Source organism: Syntrophotalea acetylenica, from assembly GCF_001888165.1.
GTDB lineage: Bacteria > Desulfobacterota > Desulfuromonadia > Desulfuromonadales > Syntrophotaleaceae > Syntrophotalea > Syntrophotalea acetylenica.
Window position 1 is genome coordinate 510,850 of record NZ_CP015455.1, and the last position, 23,184, is coordinate 534,033.

At 58.8% G+C, this 23,184-nt stretch carries 18 protein-coding genes and 1 pseudogene; 9 read left to right on the forward strand and 10 right to left on the reverse strand.

The window, feature by feature from the left end; translation table 11 throughout:
- Positions 1-253: 253 nt before the first annotated feature.
- The 3 genes from A6070_RS02355 to A6070_RS02365 all read left to right on the forward strand — a co-directional run bounded on the left by A6070_RS02355 (position 254) and on the right by A6070_RS02365 (position 2,618).
- Positions 254-1,447 (forward strand): M24 family metallopeptidase, encoded by a 1,194-nt coding sequence (locus tag A6070_RS02355; RefSeq protein WP_072501939.1) that lies wholly within the window; start codon positions 254-256, stop codon positions 1,445-1,447.
- A gap of 7 nt (positions 1,448-1,454) precedes the next feature.
- Positions 1,455-2,126 carry a 3'-5' exonuclease gene (locus A6070_RS02360; protein WP_072286880.1) on the forward strand — a complete coding sequence of 224 codons (672 nt, stop codon included), beginning with the start codon at positions 1,455-1,457 and terminating at the stop codon, positions 2,124-2,126.
- Between the two features lie 87 nt (positions 2,127-2,213).
- Positions 2,214-2,618, forward strand: coding sequence for an HD domain-containing protein (locus A6070_RS02365; RefSeq protein WP_072286881.1), 405 nt, complete (start codon positions 2,214-2,216; stop codon positions 2,616-2,618).
- A 17-nt stretch (positions 2,619-2,635) separates the two neighbouring features.
- Here the strand turns inward: A6070_RS02365 and A6070_RS02370 are convergent, their stop codons facing one another.
- The 3 genes from A6070_RS02370 to A6070_RS02380 all read right to left on the reverse strand — a co-directional run bounded on the left by A6070_RS02370 (position 2,636) and on the right by A6070_RS02380 (position 6,121).
- Positions 2,636-3,256 (reverse strand): sulfite exporter TauE/SafE family protein, encoded by a 621-nt coding sequence (locus A6070_RS02370; protein ID WP_072286882.1) that lies wholly within the window; start codon positions 3,254-3,256, stop codon positions 2,636-2,638.
- The gene (locus A6070_RS15050; RefSeq protein WP_158514006.1) at positions 3,253-3,819 is read right to left on the reverse strand and encodes a metal-sulfur cluster assembly factor; all 567 of its coding nucleotides are present in this window, start codon (positions 3,817-3,819) and stop codon (positions 3,253-3,255) included. Before A6070_RS15050 ends, A6070_RS02370 begins: the two co-directional genes overlap by 4 nt.
- Positions 3,820-3,892: 73 nt before the next feature.
- Positions 3,893-6,121 (reverse strand): methyl-accepting chemotaxis protein, encoded by a 2,229-nt coding sequence (locus A6070_RS02380; protein ID WP_158514007.1) that lies wholly within the window; start codon positions 6,119-6,121, stop codon positions 3,893-3,895.
- A 581-nt stretch (positions 6,122-6,702) separates the two neighbouring features.
- On the opposite strand from A6070_RS02380, the gene A6070_RS02385 reads away from it, so the two are divergent.
- The 5 genes and pseudogenes from A6070_RS02385 (at position 6,703) to A6070_RS02410 (ending at position 10,574) form a co-directional block, all read left to right on the forward strand.
- A complete protein-coding gene (locus A6070_RS02385) occupies positions 6,703-7,044 on the forward strand; it encodes a DUF4870 domain-containing protein (protein WP_072286884.1) in 342 nt (113 codons plus the stop codon).
- Positions 7,045-7,493: 449 nt separating this feature from the next.
- Entirely contained in the window at positions 7,494-8,123 is a 630-nt protein-coding gene (locus A6070_RS02395) for a GNAT family N-acetyltransferase (protein WP_235605492.1), read from the forward strand.
- A 127-nt stretch (positions 8,124-8,250) separates the two neighbouring features.
- Positions 8,251-8,685: an integrase core domain-containing protein gene (locus A6070_RS02400; RefSeq protein ID WP_072286887.1), complete on the forward strand. Its 435-nt coding sequence runs from the start codon at positions 8,251-8,253 to the stop codon at positions 8,683-8,685.
- Between the two features lie 60 nt (positions 8,686-8,745).
- Positions 8,746-9,192, forward strand: coding sequence for a cupin domain-containing protein (locus tag A6070_RS02405; protein WP_407703134.1), 447 nt, complete (start codon positions 8,746-8,748; stop codon positions 9,190-9,192).
- Positions 9,193-9,591: 399 nt separating this feature from the next.
- Positions 9,592-10,574, forward strand: a pseudogene (locus A6070_RS02410) (serine/threonine protein kinase).
- Between the two features lie 65 nt (positions 10,575-10,639).
- On the opposite strand, the gene A6070_RS02415 reads toward A6070_RS02410, so the two are convergent.
- The 7 genes from A6070_RS02415 to A6070_RS02445 form a co-directional block, all read right to left on the reverse strand.
- A complete protein-coding gene (locus A6070_RS02415; RefSeq protein ID WP_072286888.1) occupies positions 10,640-11,326 on the reverse strand; it encodes an FKBP-type peptidyl-prolyl cis-trans isomerase in 687 nt (228 codons plus the stop codon).
- Positions 11,327-11,519: 193 nt separating this feature from the next.
- The gene (locus tag A6070_RS02420) at positions 11,520-13,835 is read right to left on the reverse strand and encodes an FAD-dependent oxidoreductase (RefSeq protein WP_072286889.1); all 2,316 of its coding nucleotides are present in this window, start codon (positions 13,833-13,835) and stop codon (positions 11,520-11,522) included.
- Between the two features lie 14 nt (positions 13,836-13,849).
- A complete protein-coding gene (locus A6070_RS02425) occupies positions 13,850-15,493 on the reverse strand; it encodes a glutamate synthase-related protein (RefSeq protein WP_072286890.1) in 1,644 nt (547 codons plus the stop codon).
- Positions 15,481-16,587 (reverse strand): class II glutamine amidotransferase, encoded by a 1,107-nt coding sequence (locus A6070_RS02430; protein WP_072286891.1) that lies wholly within the window; start codon positions 16,585-16,587, stop codon positions 15,481-15,483. Before A6070_RS02430 ends, A6070_RS02425 begins: the two co-directional genes overlap by 13 nt.
- Positions 16,588-16,903: 316 nt before the next feature.
- On the reverse strand, positions 16,904-18,178 hold the full coding sequence (locus A6070_RS02435) for an ammonium transporter (RefSeq protein WP_162493576.1): 1,275 nt from the start codon (positions 18,176-18,178) through the stop codon (positions 16,904-16,906).
- A gap of 335 nt (positions 18,179-18,513) precedes the next feature.
- The gene (locus tag A6070_RS02440) at positions 18,514-19,578 is read right to left on the reverse strand and encodes a branched-chain amino acid aminotransferase (protein ID WP_072286893.1); all 1,065 of its coding nucleotides are present in this window, start codon (positions 19,576-19,578) and stop codon (positions 18,514-18,516) included.
- Positions 19,579-19,702: 124 nt separating this feature from the next.
- Positions 19,703-20,425 (reverse strand): phosphatase, encoded by a 723-nt coding sequence (locus A6070_RS02445; RefSeq protein WP_072286894.1) that lies wholly within the window; start codon positions 20,423-20,425, stop codon positions 19,703-19,705.
- Positions 20,426-20,628: 203 nt separating this feature from the next.
- Between A6070_RS02445 and A6070_RS02450 the strand changes: the two genes are divergently transcribed.
- Positions 20,629-23,160 (forward strand): TIGR03960 family B12-binding radical SAM protein, encoded by a 2,532-nt coding sequence (locus A6070_RS02450; protein WP_072286895.1) that lies wholly within the window; start codon positions 20,629-20,631, stop codon positions 23,158-23,160.
- Positions 23,161-23,184 lie beyond the last annotated feature (24 nt).

Consider the following 23,184-nt stretch of genomic DNA (forward strand, 5'->3'; position numbering starts at 1 on the left):
CTGGCGTTGTTTCACCGTCTGGCACTGCCGCAGGGCCGCTTCCGCCAGCACCCGGGACGCGTTTTTTGCCTGCCTGACCAACATGCATTCGTGCTTGTATTAATCCCCTGCTTTGCATGTTTTAGCGCATATTTCATTTTTTCAGGAGATTATTTTTTTGCAAAGAATCAAAATTATAGGTAAAACGACAGGATCCTTTAAAAAACTAGGAAACGATTCACGAGTTTCCAAGGTCAGGTTACAGGAGTAGCAGATGCGTCCCGCCGTGCCTTTTTCAGAATTGCAGAGCCGCATGACCCGCTTTAGAGCCCGCATGGAAGCCGCCTGCCCGCGCTGGCAGATGGCCGCCCTTTTTGACCGGGTCAATCAGTACTATTTTACCGGCACCATGCAGGATGGCGTGTTGCTTATCCCCCGCGATGCCGAGGCCGTGTACTGGGTGCGGCGCAGTTATGAGCGGGCCCTGGACGAATCGCTGTTTCCGCGTATCGAGCCGATGGACAGCTACCGCGATGCCGCCCAGGGAATGGGGCCGTGTCCGGAAACCATTCATCTGGAAGCGGAGCTGGTGCCGCTGGCCATGCTGCAGCGGTTTCGGAAATATTTTCCCATCACCGAGTATCTGTCCGTCGATATGCAGGTTGCCGCGGTGCGGGCGGTCAAAAGCCCCTTTGAGCTTGAGATCATGCGGCGCTCCGGTATGGTGCACCGGCGTATTCTGGAAGAGCGGCTGCCGGCCATGCTGTGCGAAGGCATGAGCGAGGCCCAACTGGCGGCGGAGCTGTACCCGGTGATGGTCGAAGAGGGCCACCACGGGGTGGCACGCTTTGGCATGTTTCAGACGGAGATCGTGATCGGACATGTCTGCTTCGGGCCGAGTTCACTCTATCCGACCTCCTTCGATGGCCCCGGCGGCAATTTCGGGCTGGGGCCGGCGGTTCCGGTGCTGGGCAACCGCGACCACACTCTCAAAAAAGGCGATCTGGTGTTTGTCGACATCGGTTGCGGGGTTGACGGCTATCACACCGACAAGACCATGACCTATATGTTCGGCGCGCCGTTGCCGGAGGAAGTTGCGGTTGTGCACCGGCAGTGCGTCGACATTCAGAATCGGGTGGCGCGTCAGTTGCGGCCCGGGGCTATCCCCTCGGAAATCTACCGGACTACCATGGACAGCCTGGACCCCGGGTTTCTTGAAAATTTCATGGGTTACGGAAGCCGCCAGGCTCGTTTTCTCGGTCACGGCATCGGGTTGCTCATCGACGAATTCCCGGTGATCGCCAAAGGCTTCGATGAGCCGCTGGAGGAGGGTATGGTCCTCGCGCTGGAACCGAAAAAGGGCATCGCCCATGTCGGCATGGTCGGCATCGAAAACACTTTCGAGGTAACACCGTCCGGCGGTGTCTGCATCACCGGCAACCACCCCGGACTGATGCCGGTCTATTGACAAAGGTATGTTCGCCCTGACTCCCCATGACGCACAACGGCCCGCGGCACTGCATGCCAGTGGCGAAGAAATCGTGGTGCTCGATTTCGAGACGACCGGCGTGGCGCCGTTGCGGGGCGACCGGGCCATCGAGATCGGCGCGGTGCGCATGGTGGACGGACAGATCGTCGGCCGGTTTCAGAGCCTTATGAATCCCGGCCGCCGTGTCAGCGGTTTCATCGAGGCCTATACCGGCATCAGCAACTCCATGCTGCAGGCGGCGCCCCCCGCTGCCGAGGTAATGGCCGATTTTCATGATTTTATCGGCATGGCGCCGCTGGTGGCCCACAATGCGTCTTTCGACCGGCGCTTTCTCGATCATGAACTGGGCCGCATTGGCCGCATCCGTCGGCAGGAATTCGCCTGTTCGCTGCTGGTGGCCCGGCGGCTCTATCCGGATGCTCCCAATCACAAACTGGCGACACTGGTTTACCTGAAGGGGCTGCCCAATAGCGGCCGGTTTCATCGTGCGCTGGCCGATGCCGAAATGACCGCTCATCTGTGGCTGCGCATGGTGGAGGATTTGCGGCATGCTTACGGTTTGCCCACGGTATCCTTTGCGTTGATGTGTGGCCTGGCGGCACAGAAAAAGGCGCGAGTGGAGACCTTTTTGCAGCAGTGGGTGCAGCCGCCGCGATAGAACGCACCAGCCCTCGACAAAGGCGCCAAGCCCGGCCTTTGGCGATGGGACTGATGACCGTTTGTCCGCTTTTTGCCGGGAGGTTTTATGCCCTATCTCAAGGGACAGCTTTTAAAGCTGCTGGTGGATTATTTTGAAGAAGATTACCGCCGCATCCAGCATGCCGTCAGCGTTTTGCGATATGCCGAAAGTATCATGGAGACCTTCGAGGGGCACGATCCCGATGTGGTGATCGCGGCTGCGCTATTGCACGATGTCGGCATTAAACCGTCGGAGCAGGAACTCGGCTACAACAACGGCAGAACCCAGGAGCGGTACGGGCCAGCGGTGGTGCGCTCCCTGTTGGGCGGCATCGGTTTTCCCGAGAGCAAATTGCAGAAAGTTGCCGACATTGTCGGCAACCACCATTCGCCATCGCGCTACGACTACCCCGAACTGGAAATTCTCAAGCAGGCCGATCGCATCGTCAATCGGCTGGAAGCGGCGCGGTAGGCGCAAACAAACGCCAATCAGGTGAAGCCGCCGAGCAGTTTCACGCCCCGCAGAATGAACCATAACCCGCCGATGCCGCAGGCGATGCGGGCGGCGGCACGTATTTCGGAATAGCGTGTTGCCAGGCCGGAGAGGACCAGTGGCAGCAGGTACAGGGAAGTGGTCAGGAAAAACACCACGAAAAACGCCACACTCTGCAGCATGGAGCCGCCGCGCATGGCCTGTGCAACGGCGAGCAGAAACGGCGGACAGAGGTTGATGCCGGTGAAAAATCCGGCGGCAAACAGCAGTTTGTGGCGACCGAACCAGCGGTGGGCGCGGCGGCATGATATCAGGTGCGGCAGGCGGTGCAAGGTTGCATGGAGCAGCATCACGGCGCCGAGCAGCACTTCCCCTGCCGGCAGCAGCACGGTCAGGGACGCGCTGTGCGCGCCCAGGGCCTGTCCGGCGGCAAAGCTCGCCGCCCCGAACAGGCAGTAGCCGGCCAGCCTTCCCCCCAGAAAGATCACCAGCCCCCTGGCATGGGATTTCAATCCCGCCTGTTCGCCGCTGGCGAACAGGCTCATAAGCACCGGGGCGCAGGTTCCCAGGCAGAAAAAACCGGTAGACAGTCCCAGCGTCAAGGCCCGCGCCATCATGGTTTGCCTCCAAAAAAATAGCGTTGCCCTTCGGTGGAAAGATATTCGGGAGTCCAGCGATGCTGCATGTCGATTACAACCTTGATCGTCCTGCCGGGGGCCAGCGGTCGCGCCGTTTGCCTGATTTCAGCTACCAGGTATTTCAGATAGGGACACAGGGGGGAGGTCGGAAGCATGGTGATCACCAGCCCTGCCGGTCCATCCTCCGCAATGTCGCGGATCATCCCCAGGTCGATAATGCTCACCCCCAGTTCCGGGTCGCGCACGGCCCGCAGGGCGTTATACACCGGATGCTTCTCCAGTCGGTCGCGCAAGACGGGTTGTCCGGGATTTTCCACGCTTGCGGCTTCGGGCGGCATGCCGGACCTTTCGGCGGGCCGCTTTTTGGTGGCAGCGGGAGTCGATGGCCTGCTGGCTTCGCGGTGTGGCGTGCATTCGGGTTCACCGGCCTGTCTGAAAGCCGTGACCAGAGCCGGGAGCTGCGTCAGACCATAACCGCCGCCACAAAACAGCAGTGCCATAAAGAGGCGCAGCCAAACGCGAGCGCAGCGATCATTTTGCATAGAGCCATCCTTTAAAGCAGCCGAGTCCCGCGAATTGCGAGGTCTCGGCTGTTGCGTCTGGGTCCGTCCCGTTCTACCCACGGTTTGCGGCGGGCGGCAGGGCTTGCCGGTCGTTCGGATTGCCGTTGTGGGCGCCATGCTCTGGCTGCTGATCACTGCACTGGCTTTCGATGATGTTTCGCAGCCTGGAGGCCATGCCCGCCAGTTCGTCGGACGTCGCCGCGGTCTCTTCGGATGAGGCGGTAACCATCTGGGTCGCGCCGTCCACCTGGCCGATCCCCTGGGTGATCTGATCGATGCCGGCGGCCTGTTCACTGGCGGCGTCGGCGATCTCCCTGACGATGGCGGCAGTCTTGGCGGTGGCCTCGACGATCTTGACCAGCGCTTCGGAGGTCTCTCCGGCGATCTTGTTGCCGTTTTCCACCTTGCCCACCGAATTCAGGATCAGATCGGTAATTTCATGCGCCGCCTGGGCGCTGCGCACCGCCAGGTTGCGTACTTCTTCGGCCACTACCGCGAAGCCCTTGCCGTGCTGGCCGGCGCGGGCCGCTTCCACGGCGGCGTTGAGGGACAGCAGATTGGTCTGGAAGGCGATCTCATCGATAACCTTGGTGATTTTGACGATATTCTGGCTCGAATCGTGGATCGCGGCCATGGCTCCGAGCATCTGATTCATCTGTTCCTGGCCGGACGTGGCCACTTGCAGGGATGTGGCGCTGAGTTCGTTGGCCACCCCGGCGTTGTCCACGGTTCCTTTGGTCTGCGCGCTGATTTCGGTAAGGGCGGCCGAGATTTCCTCAAGAGAACTGGCCGCTTCGGTGGCGGCCTGAGCCAGGGATTGACCCGAATCGCTCAAGGCGTGGGAACTATGATCTATATGAACCGAGATGCTGTCAACCTGGGACAGCACTTCATTGAGGTTTTTCAGATTGGCTTTCATGTCCGCATCGTTCTGGCCGAGAAGCTCGGCCATGTGGTCCAGAGAGGCGGCAAGCCGGCCTATTTCATCGGACTGCTCGAGGTTGAGGCGATCGGAAAAGTCGCCTCGGCTCAGGTTGTCAGCCAGCCGCATGGCTTTGTATACCGGACCGGTGATGCTGCGCACGATGAAAAACGAGACTGCGGCGCCGATACCGGTGGCCAGCAGGGCGCATACCATAATCAGCAGCTTGGTGCCGGCGGTACGCAGGGCGGCCCGGGTTTGGACATTTTTTACCTGCTGCATTTCCGCGTTGATGAACTGGGCCAGTTTTTCCTGCAGCTGGTTCATGATGCCGTCACCGACTCCCGACTCGACTTGGTCGGTCAGCACCTTCCAGAGCCGTTGATCGTTGCCGAGTTTCGACATGGTGCCGGCCAGCAGGCTGAGAAATTGCGCCGATTGTTCGACCTTTGTTTTGGACAGCACCGGGATCTCGCGCACGGCCTTGAGCATGGCATCCGGATCGATGTCGAGCTCTCGCGCAAGCTTGCCAAAATGCGCGGTGTCGGGTTTTTTGGTCAGAACCTGCCCTCCCAGCCAGGCGCCTATCTGGCGGCCGTCCACAATAATCGGCACGGCGAAATCGACCAGGCCGGCATGGCATTCGTACACGAAGGGTTTGCCGGTTTCTCCGGATACCTTGCCGCCCTTGGCATCGTCGGCCTGGCAGCGCAGGGCGCCTTTCTTGCTCTGGCGTACCAGGCCGAAACAGAAGGTGGAAAAGGTGCTCAGATCCTGCAGGCGGACCGGGCTGCCGTCCTGTTCGGCCACCATGTTTTTCAGGCCGGTCACGGCGGTGAACAGCTTCTGGTATTCAAGCAGGATCTGCGGGTCGAGGACATCCTCGACCTTGACCATGCCCTTGTCGCCCTCGGTTTTGGCCCGTTTTCGCCGCTCCTCGGGGCTCATGTCGATACGTTGCCGGGCGAGAATTTCCGGTTCCGCCGCTTCTGTCCGCCAGCGCTCGGCCAGGCCGGAGATATCGTCCAGCAGTTGCATCTGCCCTGGACGTTCCTTGACCAGCTTCTTCAGTCCGGCGATATGTTCGGACACCACCTGCTTGCCGTTCAGGTAGAGGTCCAGCATCTCTTTTTTGCCGGATATCAGGTAGCCTTTCTGGCCGACCTGCATCTGCAGGATGATTTTTTCCAGATCCTTTGACTGCTCCACGGCCTGGTGGCCGCTGTCGACCTGCCGCGCGGAAGTCAGCAACACTGCCATGCCATTGTAGCTGATGCCCCCCAGTATCAACAGCAGTAACAGCGGGACGCCGCAACCGATGGTTATTTTGGCCGTCAGTCCGAGATCTCTGAATTTCATGATGTTCTCCCCATGCATGGAAAAGCCGGAACATGTCAATTCGGCATCTGTGGTGCTCCGGACAGAAAAGATACAGCAGGTTCCGGTCTTTGCAGAGAGACAGGAGGCGGGCAGCATATCCGGCAAGATATGTGCCGCGACGATTACCTAAAAGTCGACTTTGCAATGAGAAAACAGATACTTGTGTCTTGAAATTGACACCCTGCCAAGTTGTGGGAATGGTGCAGGAAAAGGCAGAAAAGGATGACTTGAAGAATTAAACAATAAAAACAATTTTATAAAAAAGCGAATGATCCGCTTGTGACAAATGTTTATTCATGAAAAAAGTGTTCGGGAATTGTACGAATGTTTATGATAGCAATGGCATGTACCTTTGACTTTCATGTTGGAATTGTTGGAGGTTCTGCCTTTTCCGAGTTGTTTTGTTTCGTTAATTTGCTTATATTCAAGAAAATGTTTTTTTGATGAGGCGCTACGTTTCAATCGGGCCGGCCGGACCGGCCATTGTGAGATGGGTGGGAATTTTGCGCGACTGCCGTTTTGCGGGCGTGTGTGCAAACCGATTAAAAAGGAGTGTGTCCATGGAAGAAATCAAGGATGTGGCCGGTAACCAGGAATCCAGGAATATGGCTTTGCTCATCTGGATTGGTACCATATTTTTCGGGTTTATCCCCGGGTTGATCTTCTATCTCATCAAAAAAGATGATGCCTACGTTTTTGATCAGGCGAAGGAATCTCTGAACTGGTCGATCACCGCGGCTATCGCCATGGTCGTCGGAGGATTTTTGACGGTGATACTGGTCGGATTTCTGGTGATGCCTGCTGTCTGGGTCTGTAACCTGGTGTTCTGCATCATGGGAGCAATGGCCTGTTCCAACGGCAAAGACTTCAGGGTCCCCTGGACCCTGCGGCTTATCAAGTAACGCGTAGCGTCATCCACCGGCGGTTTGCCGGTTTGGTGATGCAGACTGTTTCTGATAAAAAGGCGACGGATACCGCCCGGCAGATGCCGGAGGCCGTCGCCTTTTTTGTTTTGCCCAGCGAGGCGGGCGAACCCGGCCTGTTGAAAGAAACAGGCGTCACCCCGACCAGGGGGCAGGTAATCCGAATCCCAAGGGCGTTGCTGACAACGACAGGATCTGAAGGAAGCGACACGAGAAGAAAGCTGCGCATAGTACAAGCGAACCTGATTCGGCACGGCGGGTGGGTTCAGTGGAACGGGTGCTTGGCCCAACATTTTGCCTGATGTTGGTTTGTTGAACCCCTGGAGTTTTTCTTCCAAAGGGATATAGTGGAAACACAGCCTGAGAGATGATGCCTGGTTCCCATTAAACTTTTTCAGAGAGTTGCCAAGGCAACCGTTTTGGAAAAAGTGCGCGCCCCTCAAGCCGGGCGTTATGAGCTAGTTTTCATCCGGAAACAGCCCTTTTCCGCCGTGGCGGCGTCAATCGGCAGGCTTGCTTGTGCGGCGTACCGATGTACGCCTCCGCGCAACCCCTTGATTTCCTTGCCACAACGAAAAATTGCTCGTTTCCCATATGAAAACTACGCTGTATCCATCCGGAGTTTCCGGATGGATACGAGCAAGGGACATAAGAAATTGTTTACGTTTAAAGATGGTAAAATTTTTAAAAACACTGATATTGCACCTGTCTTTTTATCTAATGGCTGGTCTTTAAAAGAAGATTCGTCTCACGTAGTTGATGCCTTACGCTTCAGTGACCAAGTAGCATCTTGTTGGTTGGGCGATACTCTAATCGGTTTTGCAAATTCAATTACTGATTGCGGTATTACAGTTTATATACACTATCTGATTGTGCACGCAGATTATCATGGTAACGGTGTTGGCACAAAGTTAATAGAACAGCTCGTTTGTTCCTATCCAAATTACAAACATATTGTTCTTGCAACGGCTGAGGAAAATGTTGAGTTTTTTAAGAAGTTCGGATTTTTCACTCACAGCACTGTGCGAACCATGGAAATGCGAAGAACCAACTCATAACCATCGGGTCCAGCGGACGGGAAACCTGCGGCTGTTTTCGTTTAGACCAGTGCGTTACCATCATCTGCGCGCCGTCCGCTGACCCAAGTCGTTCGGCATCACAATGAGGAAAAATACGTCAGTATACATGATTATTCAATCAACGGTTAAGGATGCAGAGAAATATAATCAATACATTGATCGAGTCTCTCCAATTGTTGAAAAGTATGGCGGTTGTTATCAACTGGAGCGTTATCACAAAACCATCAAGAGCGAGTGCATTCGCCCCAAGGTGGCCCTTTCGCTCGAAGAGGCCAGAGCCCAGATCGCGGACTACATCCGCTACTACAACGAAGAGCGGCTGCACAGCTCTCTCGGCTACGTTGCCCCCAAGAACAAACTGGAAGGCCGGGACAAACAAATTTTCACAGAGCGCGACAAAAAACTGGAAGTGGCCCGAGAGGTCAGAAAGCAAAAGCGGCAGGAGGGGAAACAGCGCCTCGCCCTCCATCATCCTGCGCCGGCAGCCGGGGAGATCTTCAACTCACTAACTCAACAGGGGCAACTCTTTATTTCCGGCTGAGGCAAAACAAAAAGGAGTCAAGACATGTTGAAAAAAGTCGCTATGGTCGTTTTGTTTGTCATGCTTTCCGCGGGCTTAACGATGGCGGAAGATGCCGTCGGGCAGGATTACGGCAAGCAGCCGTGGGTGGTCGACATCGAAGATCTGACAGTGAAAAATGAAAATTTCCGTACCACGAAGTGGACGGGTCAGGACCTTCAGATGACCGTGATGTCGCTTAAGCCAGGGGAGGAGATAGGCCTGGAGATACATGACGAGGGCGATCAGTTCATACGTGTTGAAAAAGGCACTGCCCGTGTTGTGATGGGCGCGTCGAAGGATAAAATGACTTTCGACAAAAAAGTTTCAGATGACTGGGCCATCTTTATCCCGGGTGGTTTCTGGCACAATATTATCAACGAAGGGGATCAGTCGCTCAAGGTTTACGTTATTTACGCTCCACCCGAGCACCCTGCGGGAACTTTGCACAAAACTATCAAGGAATCGGAAGCCGCCCATGGTCATTGATTGCAGAGGAAGGGACAGTTATTGACAAAAACCTGCAAGTCGCTACTGTCCCGCCTTCAGGCGAGGTTGGTTCTGAACTCGAAGAAATAGCGTTTGTGTATCATTTTGCTCATTGATTCCTCGCTTTCGTCAGTGCGTGGCTCGCCACCTTAATACACTGCCCAAAATTTTAGTGCCAGTTCTGTCATCCACCGGCGATTTGCCGGTTTGGTGATGCAGACTGTTTCTGATAAAAAGGCGACGGATACCGCCCGGCAGATGCCGGAGGCCGTCGCCTTTTTTGTCGGCAGACGCAACAAGGCACTGTGCCGGTTGAGTCCGGAGGCTGTCTCTGATACATTGAATCGCCGGATAATTTTTTTCGGCCTTATGCCCCGGCGTTGCGCCATGGAGGCCTGTATGCCCATCAATCCGCACCCTTTCCAGGCCCTGACCCCTGGGTTCATCATGGATGCCGTGGAAAGCTGTGGTTATCTGTGCGATTGCCGGACCCTGGCCCTGAACAGTTACGAAAACCGGGTATACCAGGTCGGCATCGAAGGGCAGAGTCCGCTGGTGGCGAAGTTCTATCGCCCAAAACGCTGGAGCGACGCCCAGATACTGGAGGAGCACCGTTTCTGTTTCGAACTTGGGGAACACGAACTGCCGGTGGTCGCGCCGCTGCGCAACGCACAGGGGCAAAGCCTGTTTCATTTTCGGGGATTCCGCTTCGCTCTTTATCCACGCAAAGGGGGGCATGCGCCGGAGCTGGACAGCCTCGATAACCTGCTGGTTCTGGGACGCCTCATGGCGCGGATTCATAGCGTCGGTGCCTTGAGCCCCTTCAAGGCCCGACCGCGACTGGACATCCACAGTTTCGGCCATGAAGCCGCCGCCCTCGTCAGCGAGCGTTACATCCCCCGGAATTCAAGGCAAATTACGATGCGCTGGTGGGCGACCTGCTGCAGGGCATCGCGCAGGCCATGGCAGACGCCGGCGCGGTGCGCTATATCCGTACCCACGGCGATTGCCATGTCGGCAACATTCTGTGGCGTGACGGAGGGCCGCATTTTGTCGATTTCGACGATGCCCGCATGGCTCCCGCGGTGCAGGATCTGTGGATGATGTTGTCTGGCGACCGCCCCAGCAAAACTGCGCAGCTCGCGGAAATTCTCGCGGGCTATGCCGAATTCAACGATTTCGATATGCGCGAACTGCGGCTTATCGAAGCCTTGCGCAGTCTGCGTATTCTGCATTTCACCGCGTGGCTGGCGCAGCGATGGGAAGATCCCGCTTTCCCGCCGAGCTTTCCCTGGTTTAACACCCCCCGCTACTGGGGTGACCATATCCTGGAACTGCGTGAGCAGATTGCGGCTCTGCAGGAACCGGCGTTGCAGGTGTGAGGAACAAAGGCCCTTTGTCGCAAGGAACAAAGGGCCTGCGCCAATGACAAATGGCGGTCTTGCCGTTATTTGATCCCGAGCAACTCCACATCGAAGATCAGCGTCGCGTTCGGACCGATGGTCGGAGTTCCCCGGGTCCCGTAGGCGAGTTCCGATGGAATGAAAAGCTGCCATTTCGCGCCCGGTTTCATCATCTGCAGGGCTTCCGTCCAGCCGGGGATGACCCCCTGCACCGCGAAGGTGGCCGGTTTTCCGCGTTTGTAGGAGCTGTCGAACTCGGTACCGTCGAGCAAACAGCCGCGGTAGTGCACCGTGACACGGTCCTGCGGGCCGGGCCGCCTTCCCGCCCCGGGCTCCAGTATTTTGTACTGCAGGCCGCTGGCGCTGCTGATAATCCCCGGCTGCTGCCGGTTTTTGTTCAGAAACTTCCTGCCTTCCCACAGGTTTTTATCCGCCATCTGGTTTTTCATCATCTGCTGATGCCCGGCAGCCTGCTTCTGTAATTCACTCAGGGCTTCATGCCGCTGCTTCTCGTCAAGAACCGGCGGCCTTTCCGCCAGGGCATCCTCGATGCCCCGTACCAGCAGCTCGGGATCGATCACGATCCCCTGGGTTTTGAAATCCGCTCCGATTTTGTGCCCGAGGCTGTAGCTTGCCCTGGCTGCAGGGGTTTGCAGATCAGCTGCATTCTGTGCCGAAACGATTGCCGGCATGCATGCCATTGCGAGCACGGCGTAGAGAAGGTGTTTCATGTCTGGCCCTTTTCTGTTTTGGATTATCCGGGGGTGGATGGTTTTTGTGGGAAACGGTTCCGCTACCTTAAAAGACCGGCAGGGCAATGTCAATTTGCGATTATTGTATCGGGAGGGTCTTTGCGGGACGAAAACAGAAGGCGGAACCGTGAGGCTCCGCCTTCTGTTTCTCCATGCTTTGCGGCAAGGTCAATCAGAATACGACTTTTTCCATCTGCCAGATGCCGCAGGGGCAGATGCCGGAACACAGGCCGCAGCCGATGCAGTATGTTTCGTCGGAGACGTACTCGAAGGTTCCGTCCGGTTTTTCACGGCGTACGATGGCACCCTCGGGGCAGGTCTCCAGACACAGGCTGCAATCGCGGCAGGTGCCGCAGCTGATGCAGCGGTGTACTTCACTGCAGGCGTCTTCCACCCGGAAGCGGCCGCGGTTCTGTGGCATGAACGATTCCTTGTGGAGCTTGGCCTGGGGAATCATCACCGGCGCCGGCTTGGCGATCAGTTCGCGACCGCAGAGGTAATCGTCGATGTAGTCGGCAACTTCGCGGCCGCTGCCGATGGCATGAGTCAGAAGGCCGGGTTTGATGGTATCGCCCAGAGCGAAGACATCAGAAGCTTTCTTGACCTGCCAGCAGTCGTTGGTTTCCATCATGCCGCGGTCGGTGAGCCATTCGCGGGGTACGTAGGACAGGTCGGGGCGTTCACCGATGGCGATGATTACGGTATCGGCCTCGATCAAACGGCCGTCTTTGGTGTGCAGGCCCTCCGCGTCGATGCGTTCGGTGAAGACCGGCCATTCAATCCTGCCGCCGAGGGCCTCGAACTGGTCGATCTCTTTCTGGTAGGCGGCGGGACGCTGTACGTCGATGGCGGTCACCTGCCCGGCGCCCATGCGGTAAGCGCCGATGGCGACGTCCATGCCGGCATTGCCGGCGCCGATAACCACGACCTTGCGGCCCACCCCGGGCTTGCCGCCGTTGTTGATCTCCTTGAGGAAATCTAGGCCTTTGACCAGGCGCTCATGGCCGGGGAAGGGGATGACCACCGGATTGTGGGCACCGGTCGCGACCACGACCGCATCGACGTCGCCTCGAATGGCTTCGAAGGACTGCTTGTCGATCTTGCTGTTGGTGCGGATATCGACGCCGATGTTCTTGATACGGTTTATTTCATCATTGAGGACTGCGCGCGGCAGACGCTCGGAGGGAATCGCCTGACGCAGTTTGCCGCCGACTTCCTTATCCGCTTCATGAAGCACCACGCTGTGCCCGCGCAGGGCCAGCTGCCAGGCCACGGACAGTCCGGCGGGACCACCGCCGAGAACCGCGACCTTTTTGCCGGTAGCGGGCTGCATATCGGGGGCTGCGACGGTCTGGGACAGGCGGCCGAGTTCCTTCATGGCCACCGGGTGGTCAAGGTGGCGACGGCTGCAGGCATCCATGCAGAGATTCGGACACACCTGCCCGCAGACGCTGGCCGGAAACGGCGAATACCTGAGGACCAGTTCCAGCGCTTCCCTGGTCTTGTTTTCCCGCAGCAGGCGGATGCGGTCCTGGGTCGGTATGCCGGTGGGGCATGCTGCCTGGCAGGGGGCGGCGTAGGCCTTGTCCTGCCAGTGCGGAATTTTAAGGCGCATGTCGCCGGTATTGATCAGGTCGGCGACATGGTCGTAGTCGTCTTCCACGACATCGCCGAAAATGCCACCCTCCACCCATTTACCGAGGCGGAATTCATGCAGGGTTGGGCGCTCGGCGGCCTGACGTTCCTCGTAGGTCTTGGCGACGATCTTTTGCCACTGGGACAGATCGGTGAGTTCCGCAAATAGCTGCGGCTTGTCGATTTTGCCGAGAAACACAGGCATGTTGTCAAGCAGGAACTGTTTGTCGAAATCGTCCAGTTCCATCAGCCAGACGTCTTTGGACAGGCCCTTGATCGGACCGCGCACGTAGATGGTGCCACCGACCATGCCGACGCAGGCGCGGTCCCCGAGCACCGATTCGAAGGCATCGCTGTCGTAGCCGCAGACCACGGCGATGCCGCCGCCCATGAACTCGAAGGAGAAGGACCCGACGTTTTTCAGCACCCACAGCTCGGGGGCTTCATGTGCCGGGTCGCGTTTCATCAGCGAGCCGGTACGGGTTCCGGCGCGTCCGGCTACATAGATCTTGCCGCTGGCGGCGCAGTGGGCGGTGGTGTCGCCGCCGTCGCCCTTGAGGATCACGGTAGCGCCGGCGTTGAGCCAGCCGACATCGGCCGGAGCCGGACCGTTGATGACGATCTCGGTGCCGGCCAGACCGAAGGCGCCGACACGCTGGCCGGGATTTTTGACCGTGAATTTCAGCGGGATGCCGTCCCTGGTCCAGAGCGGTCCGCCGATGTCATGATGGCCGGAGGAGAGGATTTCGAATTCGGTCTCTCCGGCTTCCAGGGCGGCATAGATCTTCTGCAACAGCTGCTGCGTGGAAATGCGCCGGTTGTTTTCATCAAAGCCGTTGATAAAGGCTGCCATTGATTGAAACCTCCTTAACAGACGTACTGAACCTGCAAACGATCGGCAACGGCCTTGTCGGAAGAGACCAGGCAGTCGGAGCGGCCGACGGGCAGGGAGGAGTTGCCGATGGGGGCCATGAGCTTGCGCAATTCACCGTCCATGGCCAAAAAGTAGTTAACGATGTTCTGTGCCACCCGCTCCGGGTTGAGGCGTTTGACCAGCACCGGTTGCTGGGTGGTGATGCCGACCGGACACAGGCCGGTGTTGCAGGCGTTGCAGCGGCTGTGGTCGTTGCCGAGACAGCCGGCCATCTGCAGGATGAGCTTGCCGGTGAACACGCCGTTGGCTCCGAGACAGAACATTTTGAAAGCATCGGCCGCCAGGTTGCCGGTTTTGCCCATGCCCCCGGCCGCCCACAGCGGAATCTGGCCCTGGCGTCCCTGGGCCACGGCGGCGAGGTAACAGTCCCGCAGCTTGCTGACCACCGGATGACCGGTATGGTCGAGGCTGATGTCGTGCGCCGCGCCGGTGCCGCCGTCGATACCGTCAAGGAAGAAGCCGCCGACGATGTTGTAGGGGTCGCGCACCAGGTTGTTGAACACCGAAACCGAGGTGGCGCTGGCGGCAACCTTGATGGCTACCGGCACGCGGAATTTGAACGCGGCATTGAAAGACAGGAACATCTTCTGCACGCTCTCCTCGATGGAGTACAAGCCCTGATGGTTGGGAGGCGACAGCAGGTCCGCCTTGGGCACGCCGCGGATTGCCTGGATGTGCTCGGCCACTTTGGCTGCCATCAGCAAGCCGCCGTCACCGGGCTTGGCGCCCTGGCCGATTTTGATCAGTACGCCGGCCGGGTCTTCCACCATGTGCGGCATGGCCTGGATGATACGGTTCCAGCCGAAATGCCCCGAAGCGATCTGCAGGATCATGTACTTCAGGTACTTGCTTTTCAGCAGGCGCACCGGCATGCCGCCTTCTCCGGAGCACATGCGCACCGGCAGGCTGCATTCTTCGTTGAGGTAGGCGACCGCCATGGCGACGGCTTCCCACATGCGCCAGGACAAGGCACCGATGGACATGTCGCCGATAATGACCGGGTAGATCCAGCGCACCGGCGGGGTGTGGCCGTCCTTGATCAGCTTGCCGTCGGCGGTCTGTTTGAGCGGCAGGTTGCCGGCCGGCAGGATGCGGCCCAACGGCGCCAGGCAGTCGAAGGTATGCCGCTGGGCATCGAGGCTCGGGTCGGTCATTTGCGAAATGCGGCCGACGCGCAGGGTGTCGAGGGTGCGGGCCTGCACTTCGAGATTGTTGCGGCCGCCCCGCTTGGGGCCGCTGGCGGTAACGGTGGCATAAGCCACGCTGAACCGCGAGTCGGGATTGCGTTCCGAGCTGATGGCATTGTTGGGACACACCCGTTCACAGACGCCGCAGCCGCGGCAGTAATTCTTGATGCTGTTCTGCTGGGCGATTACCGGCTGGGCGCAGAAGCGGGTTTTGGGCTCGGGGGTGGTGCTGTCGGTGTAGGTGACGCGGCGGCGCTCCATTTTGGGGCCGATGGCGTCAAAGGTGCAGGCTGCGATGCAGGCTCCGCAGAGGGTGCAGCGCTCGGGGTGGTATTTGATCTTCCAGGGAAGATCGTTGCAGGCGATGTCGTTTATTTTTACTGTTTCCATCGCTGGACCTCCAGATTGTTGTCGATGACCACGATTTCACGTTCGTTGGGGTAGATATCGGTCTCCCAGTTGCGGTCAGGCAGGATCTCGTTGATGCCGCAGACTTCCGAGGACAGAACCACGGTATCCGCGTCCCTGCCGACCACCACCGGCCGCAGTTTCTTGGCATCGCAGCAGGTGAACAGGGTGTTGTCGGGCAGTACGCCGATGATGGTGTTGGGGCCGTTGATTTCCAGGTGTGCCAGGGACTGGCGCATGGCCAGCAGCTGGTCCTGGTCTTCACGCCTGACCATTTCCTCGAAGGGCAGCGGCGTGATGACGTGCTTGTAGTAAGACAGCGGCCAGCCCAGTTGGCGGTGAATGTGGTGCAGCGTGTAGAGGAAGCACTGGGAGTCGGACTCGAAGCCGATATAGCCGCGGTGCAGGCTCTGCTGGAATTCCCTGTTTTTCTGATAAAAGGTGTTTTCGCCATTGGCCAGCGCCGTGTAACCCTGGCAGAAGAAGGGGTGGGCGGCGTAGCGCACGATGGCGTAGTTGGTGTTCTGGCGGCACTGGGCGGTGATGACCCTGGCAGTGAATTTGTCGTCCGTGTCCCAGATGTTGAAGAAAGTGCCGATATCGCGAGGGTCGCCGATCTCTTTCAGGGTGATCACGTCGGGCCAGAAAGAGTAGGCGAAGCCTATGCAATTGTCTTCCATTTCACGGCGCAATTCCAGGCGCGTATCGAGCAGCAGTTCCTGTTTGGCCTTCTGGTCGGCGGCGGCATAATCCGCGGGATAGTCGAAGGTCTGGAAGACATAGTGCGGCATGGCCTGAATGTCCAGGCCCGGCTGCCGGTTGGTCCGTGGCTCCCATTCATGGACCAGGCGGAACCCGCGGGTGTCCATGATGGTCTTGGCGATCCGCAGGCCTTCGTCGGTGCAGGCCAGCGACAGGGTGGGCAGATGCTTGTAGTTTTCGAAGATGCCCCCCAGATCCTGCATGACCATGGCGAAGCCGGAATTGTCATGTCCCTTCTGTTGGGACTGCATGAGCAGCAGGGCTTGGCTGGGGTGCACATAATGGCGGCTCTTGATAGCTCCAATACGACACATTCTATTCAACCTCCGGATGGTGAGTACGCGAATAACCACAGATGGCTTCTCGGTGTGACATATTACACATTTGCAAATTGAATGCCATAAAACAGATAACGACAATTGCAGGCATCCGGACAAGAATTAAATTGAGAAAAACATTAGTACAAACGGCGCATTAGCTGATTTATGCAGAAGTTGTAGCAGGAGTTTTCCGGAACCGGGAGAGGTATTTCAGGAGGCGCTACTTAACACCAAAAGAGTATTTTATTTACTCAAAAATTGCCCGACGCCTCCGCGAGGAGAGGCGTCGGGCCACGAAACCGAGGCTGGGTTAAATGTCGTAAGCGCTTTCAGAGTGCAGGGTCTGGTCGAGGCCGATGATCTCTTCTTCTTTGCTGACCCGCAATCCGAGGGTTTTGTCGATGATCCAGAGCAGTATGATGGTGACGATGGCGGCGTAGGCTCCGGCGGCCAGCACGCCGAGGATCTGCACCCAGAGCTGGTGCGGATCGCCGGTCAGCAGGCTGCTCGCGCCGACAGTCGCGAAGATGCCGGTCGCCAGGGCACCAAAAGCGCCGCCGACGCCATGCACGCCGAAGGCGTCAAGGGAGTCGTCGTAGCCGAGTTTGTGTTTGAGCATCACGCCGCTGTAGCAGACGGCTCCGGCCATCAGGCCCATCACCAGAGCCCAGCCTGGGGTTACGAAGCCGGCCGCCGGCGTGATCACGACCAGTCCGGCCACGATGCCGGAGGCTGCGCCAAGGGCGCTTGGCTTGCCCGCCAGGCGCCATTCGATCAACAGCCAGGACAGGGCGCCGGCCGCGGCGGCGGTCTGGGTGGTGGTAAATGCCAGGGCGGCGCTGCCGCCGGCGGACAGGGCGCTCCCGGCATTGAATCCGAACCAGCCGAACCACAGCAGGCCGGCCCCAAGCAGGGTCATGGGCAGATTGTGGGGGGCCATCCGCTCGTGAGGGAAGCCATGGCGTTTGCCGAGGGCAATCGCCAGGATCAATGCCGACAGACCCGAGGACAGGTGGACGACAGTGCCGCCCGCGAAATCGAGCGCGCCCATCTCCAGAAGCCAGCCGCCTTCACCCCAGACCCAGTGGGCCAGCGGATCGTATACCAGGGTGGCCCACAGCAATATGAAAATGCAGTAACTCGAAAATTTCATGCGTCCGGCTACGGCGCCGGAAATGAGGGCCGGGGTGATAATGGCGAACATGCCCTGGAACATGGCAAAGACATAGGTTGGAATGGTGCCGGTTACGCTGTCGGGGCCAATGCCGGCCAGAAACATATTGCCAAGTCCGCCGATAAAGCGGCCGGAGCCACCGAAGGCCAGACTGTAGCCGATCACCACCCATTGCACGCCAATGATGGCCATTGCCGCAAAAGTATGCATGCTGGTCGAAAGGACGTTTTTTGCGCGGACCATCCCGGCGTAAAAAAGTGCCAGCCCGGGCAGCATCACCAGTACCAGGGCAGTGGAAATGAGCATCCAGGCGGTGTCGCCGGGATCGGCCCTTTCCGCTGCATGGGCAGCAACCGGAAGTGCCGTCAGGTACAGTGCGGTGGTTAGAAACAGGGGGCTGCGAAACATCATTTTCCTCCATTGCTTCGTTGCAGGGATGTGCGGCCCGAATACCTGGCGTTGATGGCTGCGCGGTCGTCAACGGCGTCGGCGCCGTTGGGAGGGTATCCGGATCTGGCGGGGCGGACGTTGTCCCGCCGCTTTGTTCTAGAGACTTAGCAAACCTTGAACCAACTTTTAAATTAGCGTAAAAACAATGACTTGTATGTTTTCTGAAGAGGAAATGAAAGAGGGGATGCCTAAAAAACAGGCGTGCGTGCCGCATTAGCGGGCGATGGCAGGTGTCATGAAAAAAGCCCCCGTTGAAACGGGGGCTTCGGCTTGCGTGTCTATGAAAAGGGTGCGAATCAGAGCATTTCGATCCAGTTGTGAGTGTCGGGTTCGTGGCCGTATTGTATGCCGGTCAAAGCCTTGTAGAGCTTCATGGTCAAGGGCCCCATCTGGCCGTCGCCGATGGTTACGGTGCGGTCCCTGTATGTCAGTTGCCCGACGGGGCTGACCACCGCTGCGGTGCCGGTGCCGAAGGCTTCGGCGAGGCGTCCCGATTCGGCGCCGTCGAGCAGTTCGTCAACACTCATGGCCCGTTCTTCCACAGTGTAGCCCATTTCGGCGCCAAGCTGCAGGATGGAGCGGCGGGTGACGCCGTTGAGGATGGTGCCGTGCAGCGGCGACGTGACGATTTTTCCGTCGTACAGAAAGCAGATGTTCATGCTGCCGACTTCCTCGACATATCGGCGTTCCACGGCATCGAGCCACAATACCTGGTCAAAGCCCTTGGTGGCAGCCTCTTTGGCGGCGAGCAGGCTGGCTGCGTAGTTGCCACCGCATTTTACTTCGCCGGTACCGCCCGGGGCGCTGCGGACGAACTGGTCGGAAATCCAGATCCTGACCGGTTTGAATCCGCCTTTGTAGTAGGCACCCACCGGGCAGAGGATGATGTAGCAGAGGTATTTTTCCGATGGCTTGACACCCAGGACCGCTTCCGTGGCGATCATGGTGGGGCGGATATACAGGCTGGTGCCCTCGCTGTGGGGAACCCAGTCGGCTTCCAGTCGGATCAGCTTCCTGATGGCTTCAAAAAAGAACTCTTCGTCGACGGGAGGCATGCAGAGGCGGCTGGCACTCTGATTGAAACGCCGGATGTTGTCTTTCGGGCGGAACAGGGCGATACTGCCGTCCTGCCGTCGAAAGGCCTTGAGCCCTTCGAAGATTTCCTGGGCGTAATGAAATACCAGTGCAGCCGGATCGAGCGTAAACGGCGCATAGGGCTGGATACGGGCCGAGTGCCAGCCGCGTCCGGCATCGTATTCCATGACGAACATACGATCGGTGAATTGGCGGCCGAACACCAGCTTGGATTCGTCTTCGATGCGGGGTTTCGGCTGAGTGACAGGCTGAATTTCGATATCCATGATGCGCGTCTCCGATCCGGTGGAAAATCTTATGCCAAAGCACCTCGTTGCTTTAGCATATTTAAACTGTTGCTGGCAAGGAGTTTCGTGGCGTCAAAATGGTGTTGGGCCGGATCGGCGGGGGTCAGTTTTTCAGCCCGAGAAAAGCGAGGGTTGATTCCAGTGTCCGGTTGACGATCTGCTCGCTGTCCACGCCTGCTTCGGCGAGGATCGCAATGGCCTGCGTAAAATTCCCGACGTTCTGGGCAACATGTGAATCACTGCCGATGGCCACGGGGCAACCGAAGCGGGCGCACAGGCGCGCGATCAGTCGGCAGTTGTCGGCACTGCCAAGGCGGCTGGTGATGAATGACGAGTTGTTGATTTCCAGAGCCGTGCCGGTAGCCGCGGCCTGACGCGCCACGGTTTCGTAATCGAGTGGAAAACCCGGATTGCCCGGGTGGCAGATGATGTGGATGCGAGGGTTTTCCATCAGGGCCAGAACTGCCCGCGTGTTGGCTTTGCAATCGCTGGGTCCGAAACCGCAGTCGTGGTGGAACCCGGCCAGCACCACATCCATTTTGTCCAGCAGGCGGTCGCAGAGATCCACCCGGTCGGGGCCGACGATGTTGGCTTCCACGCCTTTGATGATGCGTACCCCTGACAGATAGTCGGGAATCATGTACAGGCATTCGAAATGATAAGGATGGGGGGCTGCCGGCATGGCCGGTCCGTGATCGGTCATGGCGACGCCGCGCAGGCCGCGTGCCGCGGCTGCGGTGGCGATTTCGCCGATGGTGCTGTAGGCGTGTCCGGAAGCCAGGCTGTGAACGTGGAGATCGACTTCGGCGTTTATCGTTGCCGTCATGGGAATCCTTTGGCTGTTGCAAGCTGTTTTTGGGACGGGATGCGAAGCGACATGTTAGCATTTCGCCTTTGTGGGCACAATTACCCTGCTCCGATCGCGGGTGCCTCCCCCTTTTGTTGTTTCCCGGCGCAGGTTCGTGTTATAACAACCCTTCTTTTGGCCTTTCAAGAAAAAACATTCATCCCGAACGGGGTTATTTGCATATGAGTCTGGAAGATTTACTGCACGAGGTGAGCCGCCCCGCCCGCTATCTGGGCGATGAACTCGGCAGCGTGCGCAAGGACTGGCAGAAGGTCGACGTCAGCGTCGCCCTTGCTTTTCCCGATGTTTACGAAGTCGGGATGAGTCACATAGGCCTGCCTCTTCTCTATCGGGTGGTCAATGATCTCGACTGGGTTCTGGCCGAGCGGGTGTATGCCCCCTGGCCCGATCTCGAAGCGCTGATGCGCTCCGCCGGTAGGCCGTTGGCTTCCCTGGAGTCACAGCGCGGGCTGGCGGATTTTCATATCATCGGTTTTACCCTGCAGTATGAATTGTCGTACAGCAATGTTCTGAACATGCTTGACCTGGCCGGAATTCCGTTGCGGCGGGAGCAGCGGGATGCCTCTTTCCCGCTGGTGGTGGTCGGCGGGCCGGGGGCGTTCAATTGCGAGCCTCTGGCGGATTTTGTCGACTGTGCGGTGATCGGCGACGGCGAAGAAGCCATTGTGGAGCTGTGTGAAGCGGTGCGGGCTTCGCGCCGGGCAGGTGAGGACCGGACGGCTTTGCTGTTGCGGCTTGCCGCCATTGAAGGCGTTTATGTCCCTTCTCTGTATGATGTCCAGTATGACGATGTCGGGCGCGTGGCCTCTGTCCGTTCCCTCGGGGGCGCTCCCGCCCGGGTGCGGCGCAGGATCCTGCCTGATCTCAACGTCGACGGTGTGCAAGCGCGACCGCTGGTTCCGTTCATGAATGCCGTGCACGATCGGGTTACAGTTGAGATTGCGCGAGGTTGCACCCGCGGCTGCCGCTTCTGCCAGGCCGGCTTCATCACCCGGCCGGTGCGCGAGCGCGATCCCCGGCGGATTGTCGATCATGTTGCCGACGCTCTGGCCTGCTCCGGGTATGAGGAGGTTTCCCTGTTGTCGCTGTCGGCGGGGGATTACAGTCAGATCGGCCCCCTGCTCAAGGGGCTGATGGATCGCTATCACCAGCAGCGGGTGGCCATGTCGCTGCCGAGCCTGCGCGTCGGTTCGCTCACCGGCGAGTTGATGGAAGAAATCCGCAAGGTGCGCAAGACCGGTTTTACCCTGGCTCCGGAGGCCGGCAGCGAACGTCTGCGCCAGGTGATCAACAAGGGGATCACCGAAGAGGACCTGCTGCAGACGGCGCAGCAGGCTTTCGGTCTCGGCTGGCGAATCATCAAGCTTTATTTCATGATGGGGCTGCCGACGGAAACGGAAGAAGATCTTGCCGCCATGGTCACTCTTGCGGCGCGGGTCAAGCGCGCCGGCAAGGGGACCCAGGGTGGTGCGGATGTCAATGTATCGGTTTCGACCTTCGTGCCCAAGCCGCACACGCCTTTTCAGTGGGAAGCGCAATTGGGGTTGCAGGAAACGCTCGACAAACAGGCCTGGCTGCGCGATGCGCTGCGCAGCAAAAAACTGCGGCTCAAGTGGCACGAAGCGCAGATGTCCTTCATGGAGGGGGTGTTTGCCCGCGGCGACCGGCGCCTTGGCCGGGTTCTGGAGCGGGCGGTGGCGCTGGGCTGCCGGTTTGACGGCTGGCGGGAGCATTTTCGTTTTGACCTCTGGCGGCAGGCTTTTGACGATTGCGGGATCGATCCGCAATGGTATCTGCGCGCACGCGATGAGGACGAGATTCTGCCCTGGTCGCATATCGACTGCGGGTTTTCCGAAGGTTTTCTGCTGGCGGAAAGGCATCGGGCATTGCGCCTGGGCTACACGCCCGATTGCCGTTCGGGACAGTGTTCCGGTTGCGGTGTCTGCGATTTTGCCAGCATCAGGCCGCGGGTTGCCGCAGCCGACCTGGTGCCGGAGCCTGTCGAGCGAGGCGTGCCGGAGAACTCCGCACCGGACAGTCCGGAAGAACTCTGCAGGGTCCGGTTGCGGGTGCGGAAGCAGGGGCGGGTGCGGTTTGTCGGGCATCTCGATTTCATGTCCCTGATTCACCGCGCGGTGCGGCGCGCCGGTTTGCCAGTGCGTTTTTCCGGGGGGTTCCATCCCTCCCCGCAGATTTCTTTTCCCGATGCGCTGCCTACCGGAGTGGAAAGCGATGCGGAGATTGTCGATTTGAAACTCTGCCGGCACCGGGAACCCGAAGAGGTTCTTGCGGCCATCAATGCGCAACTCCCTCGCGGGGTGGAGGTGCTGGCCGCACAGACCGTTGCCTGGAAAGCCGCAGCTCCCGCCGTTGCCATTCGCAGTTCCGTTTATCGGGTGCTTTTGCCGGCGGGCGCGTCTGATGCTCTGCCGGAGCGTGTCGCCGCTTTCCTGGAGCGGGAAGTGCTGGAGGTCGCGCGACTGAAAAAGGGGCGCGAGCAGATCCTCGATCTGCGGGCGGCTGTCGAAGATCTGCGCATCGAAGACGGCAGCTTGTGGTTGCGACTGACAAAAGGCAGTCCGATGCCGCTGCTCGCCTGGCTTCTCGACATTCCGGCCGCGCAAGCGGCCCGCCTGCCGGTTCGCAAGGTGGCGGTGGTGCTGGACGGGGAAGCCGATTCCGGATACATTTGAACGGTTTTCGCGGAAAGCAAACAG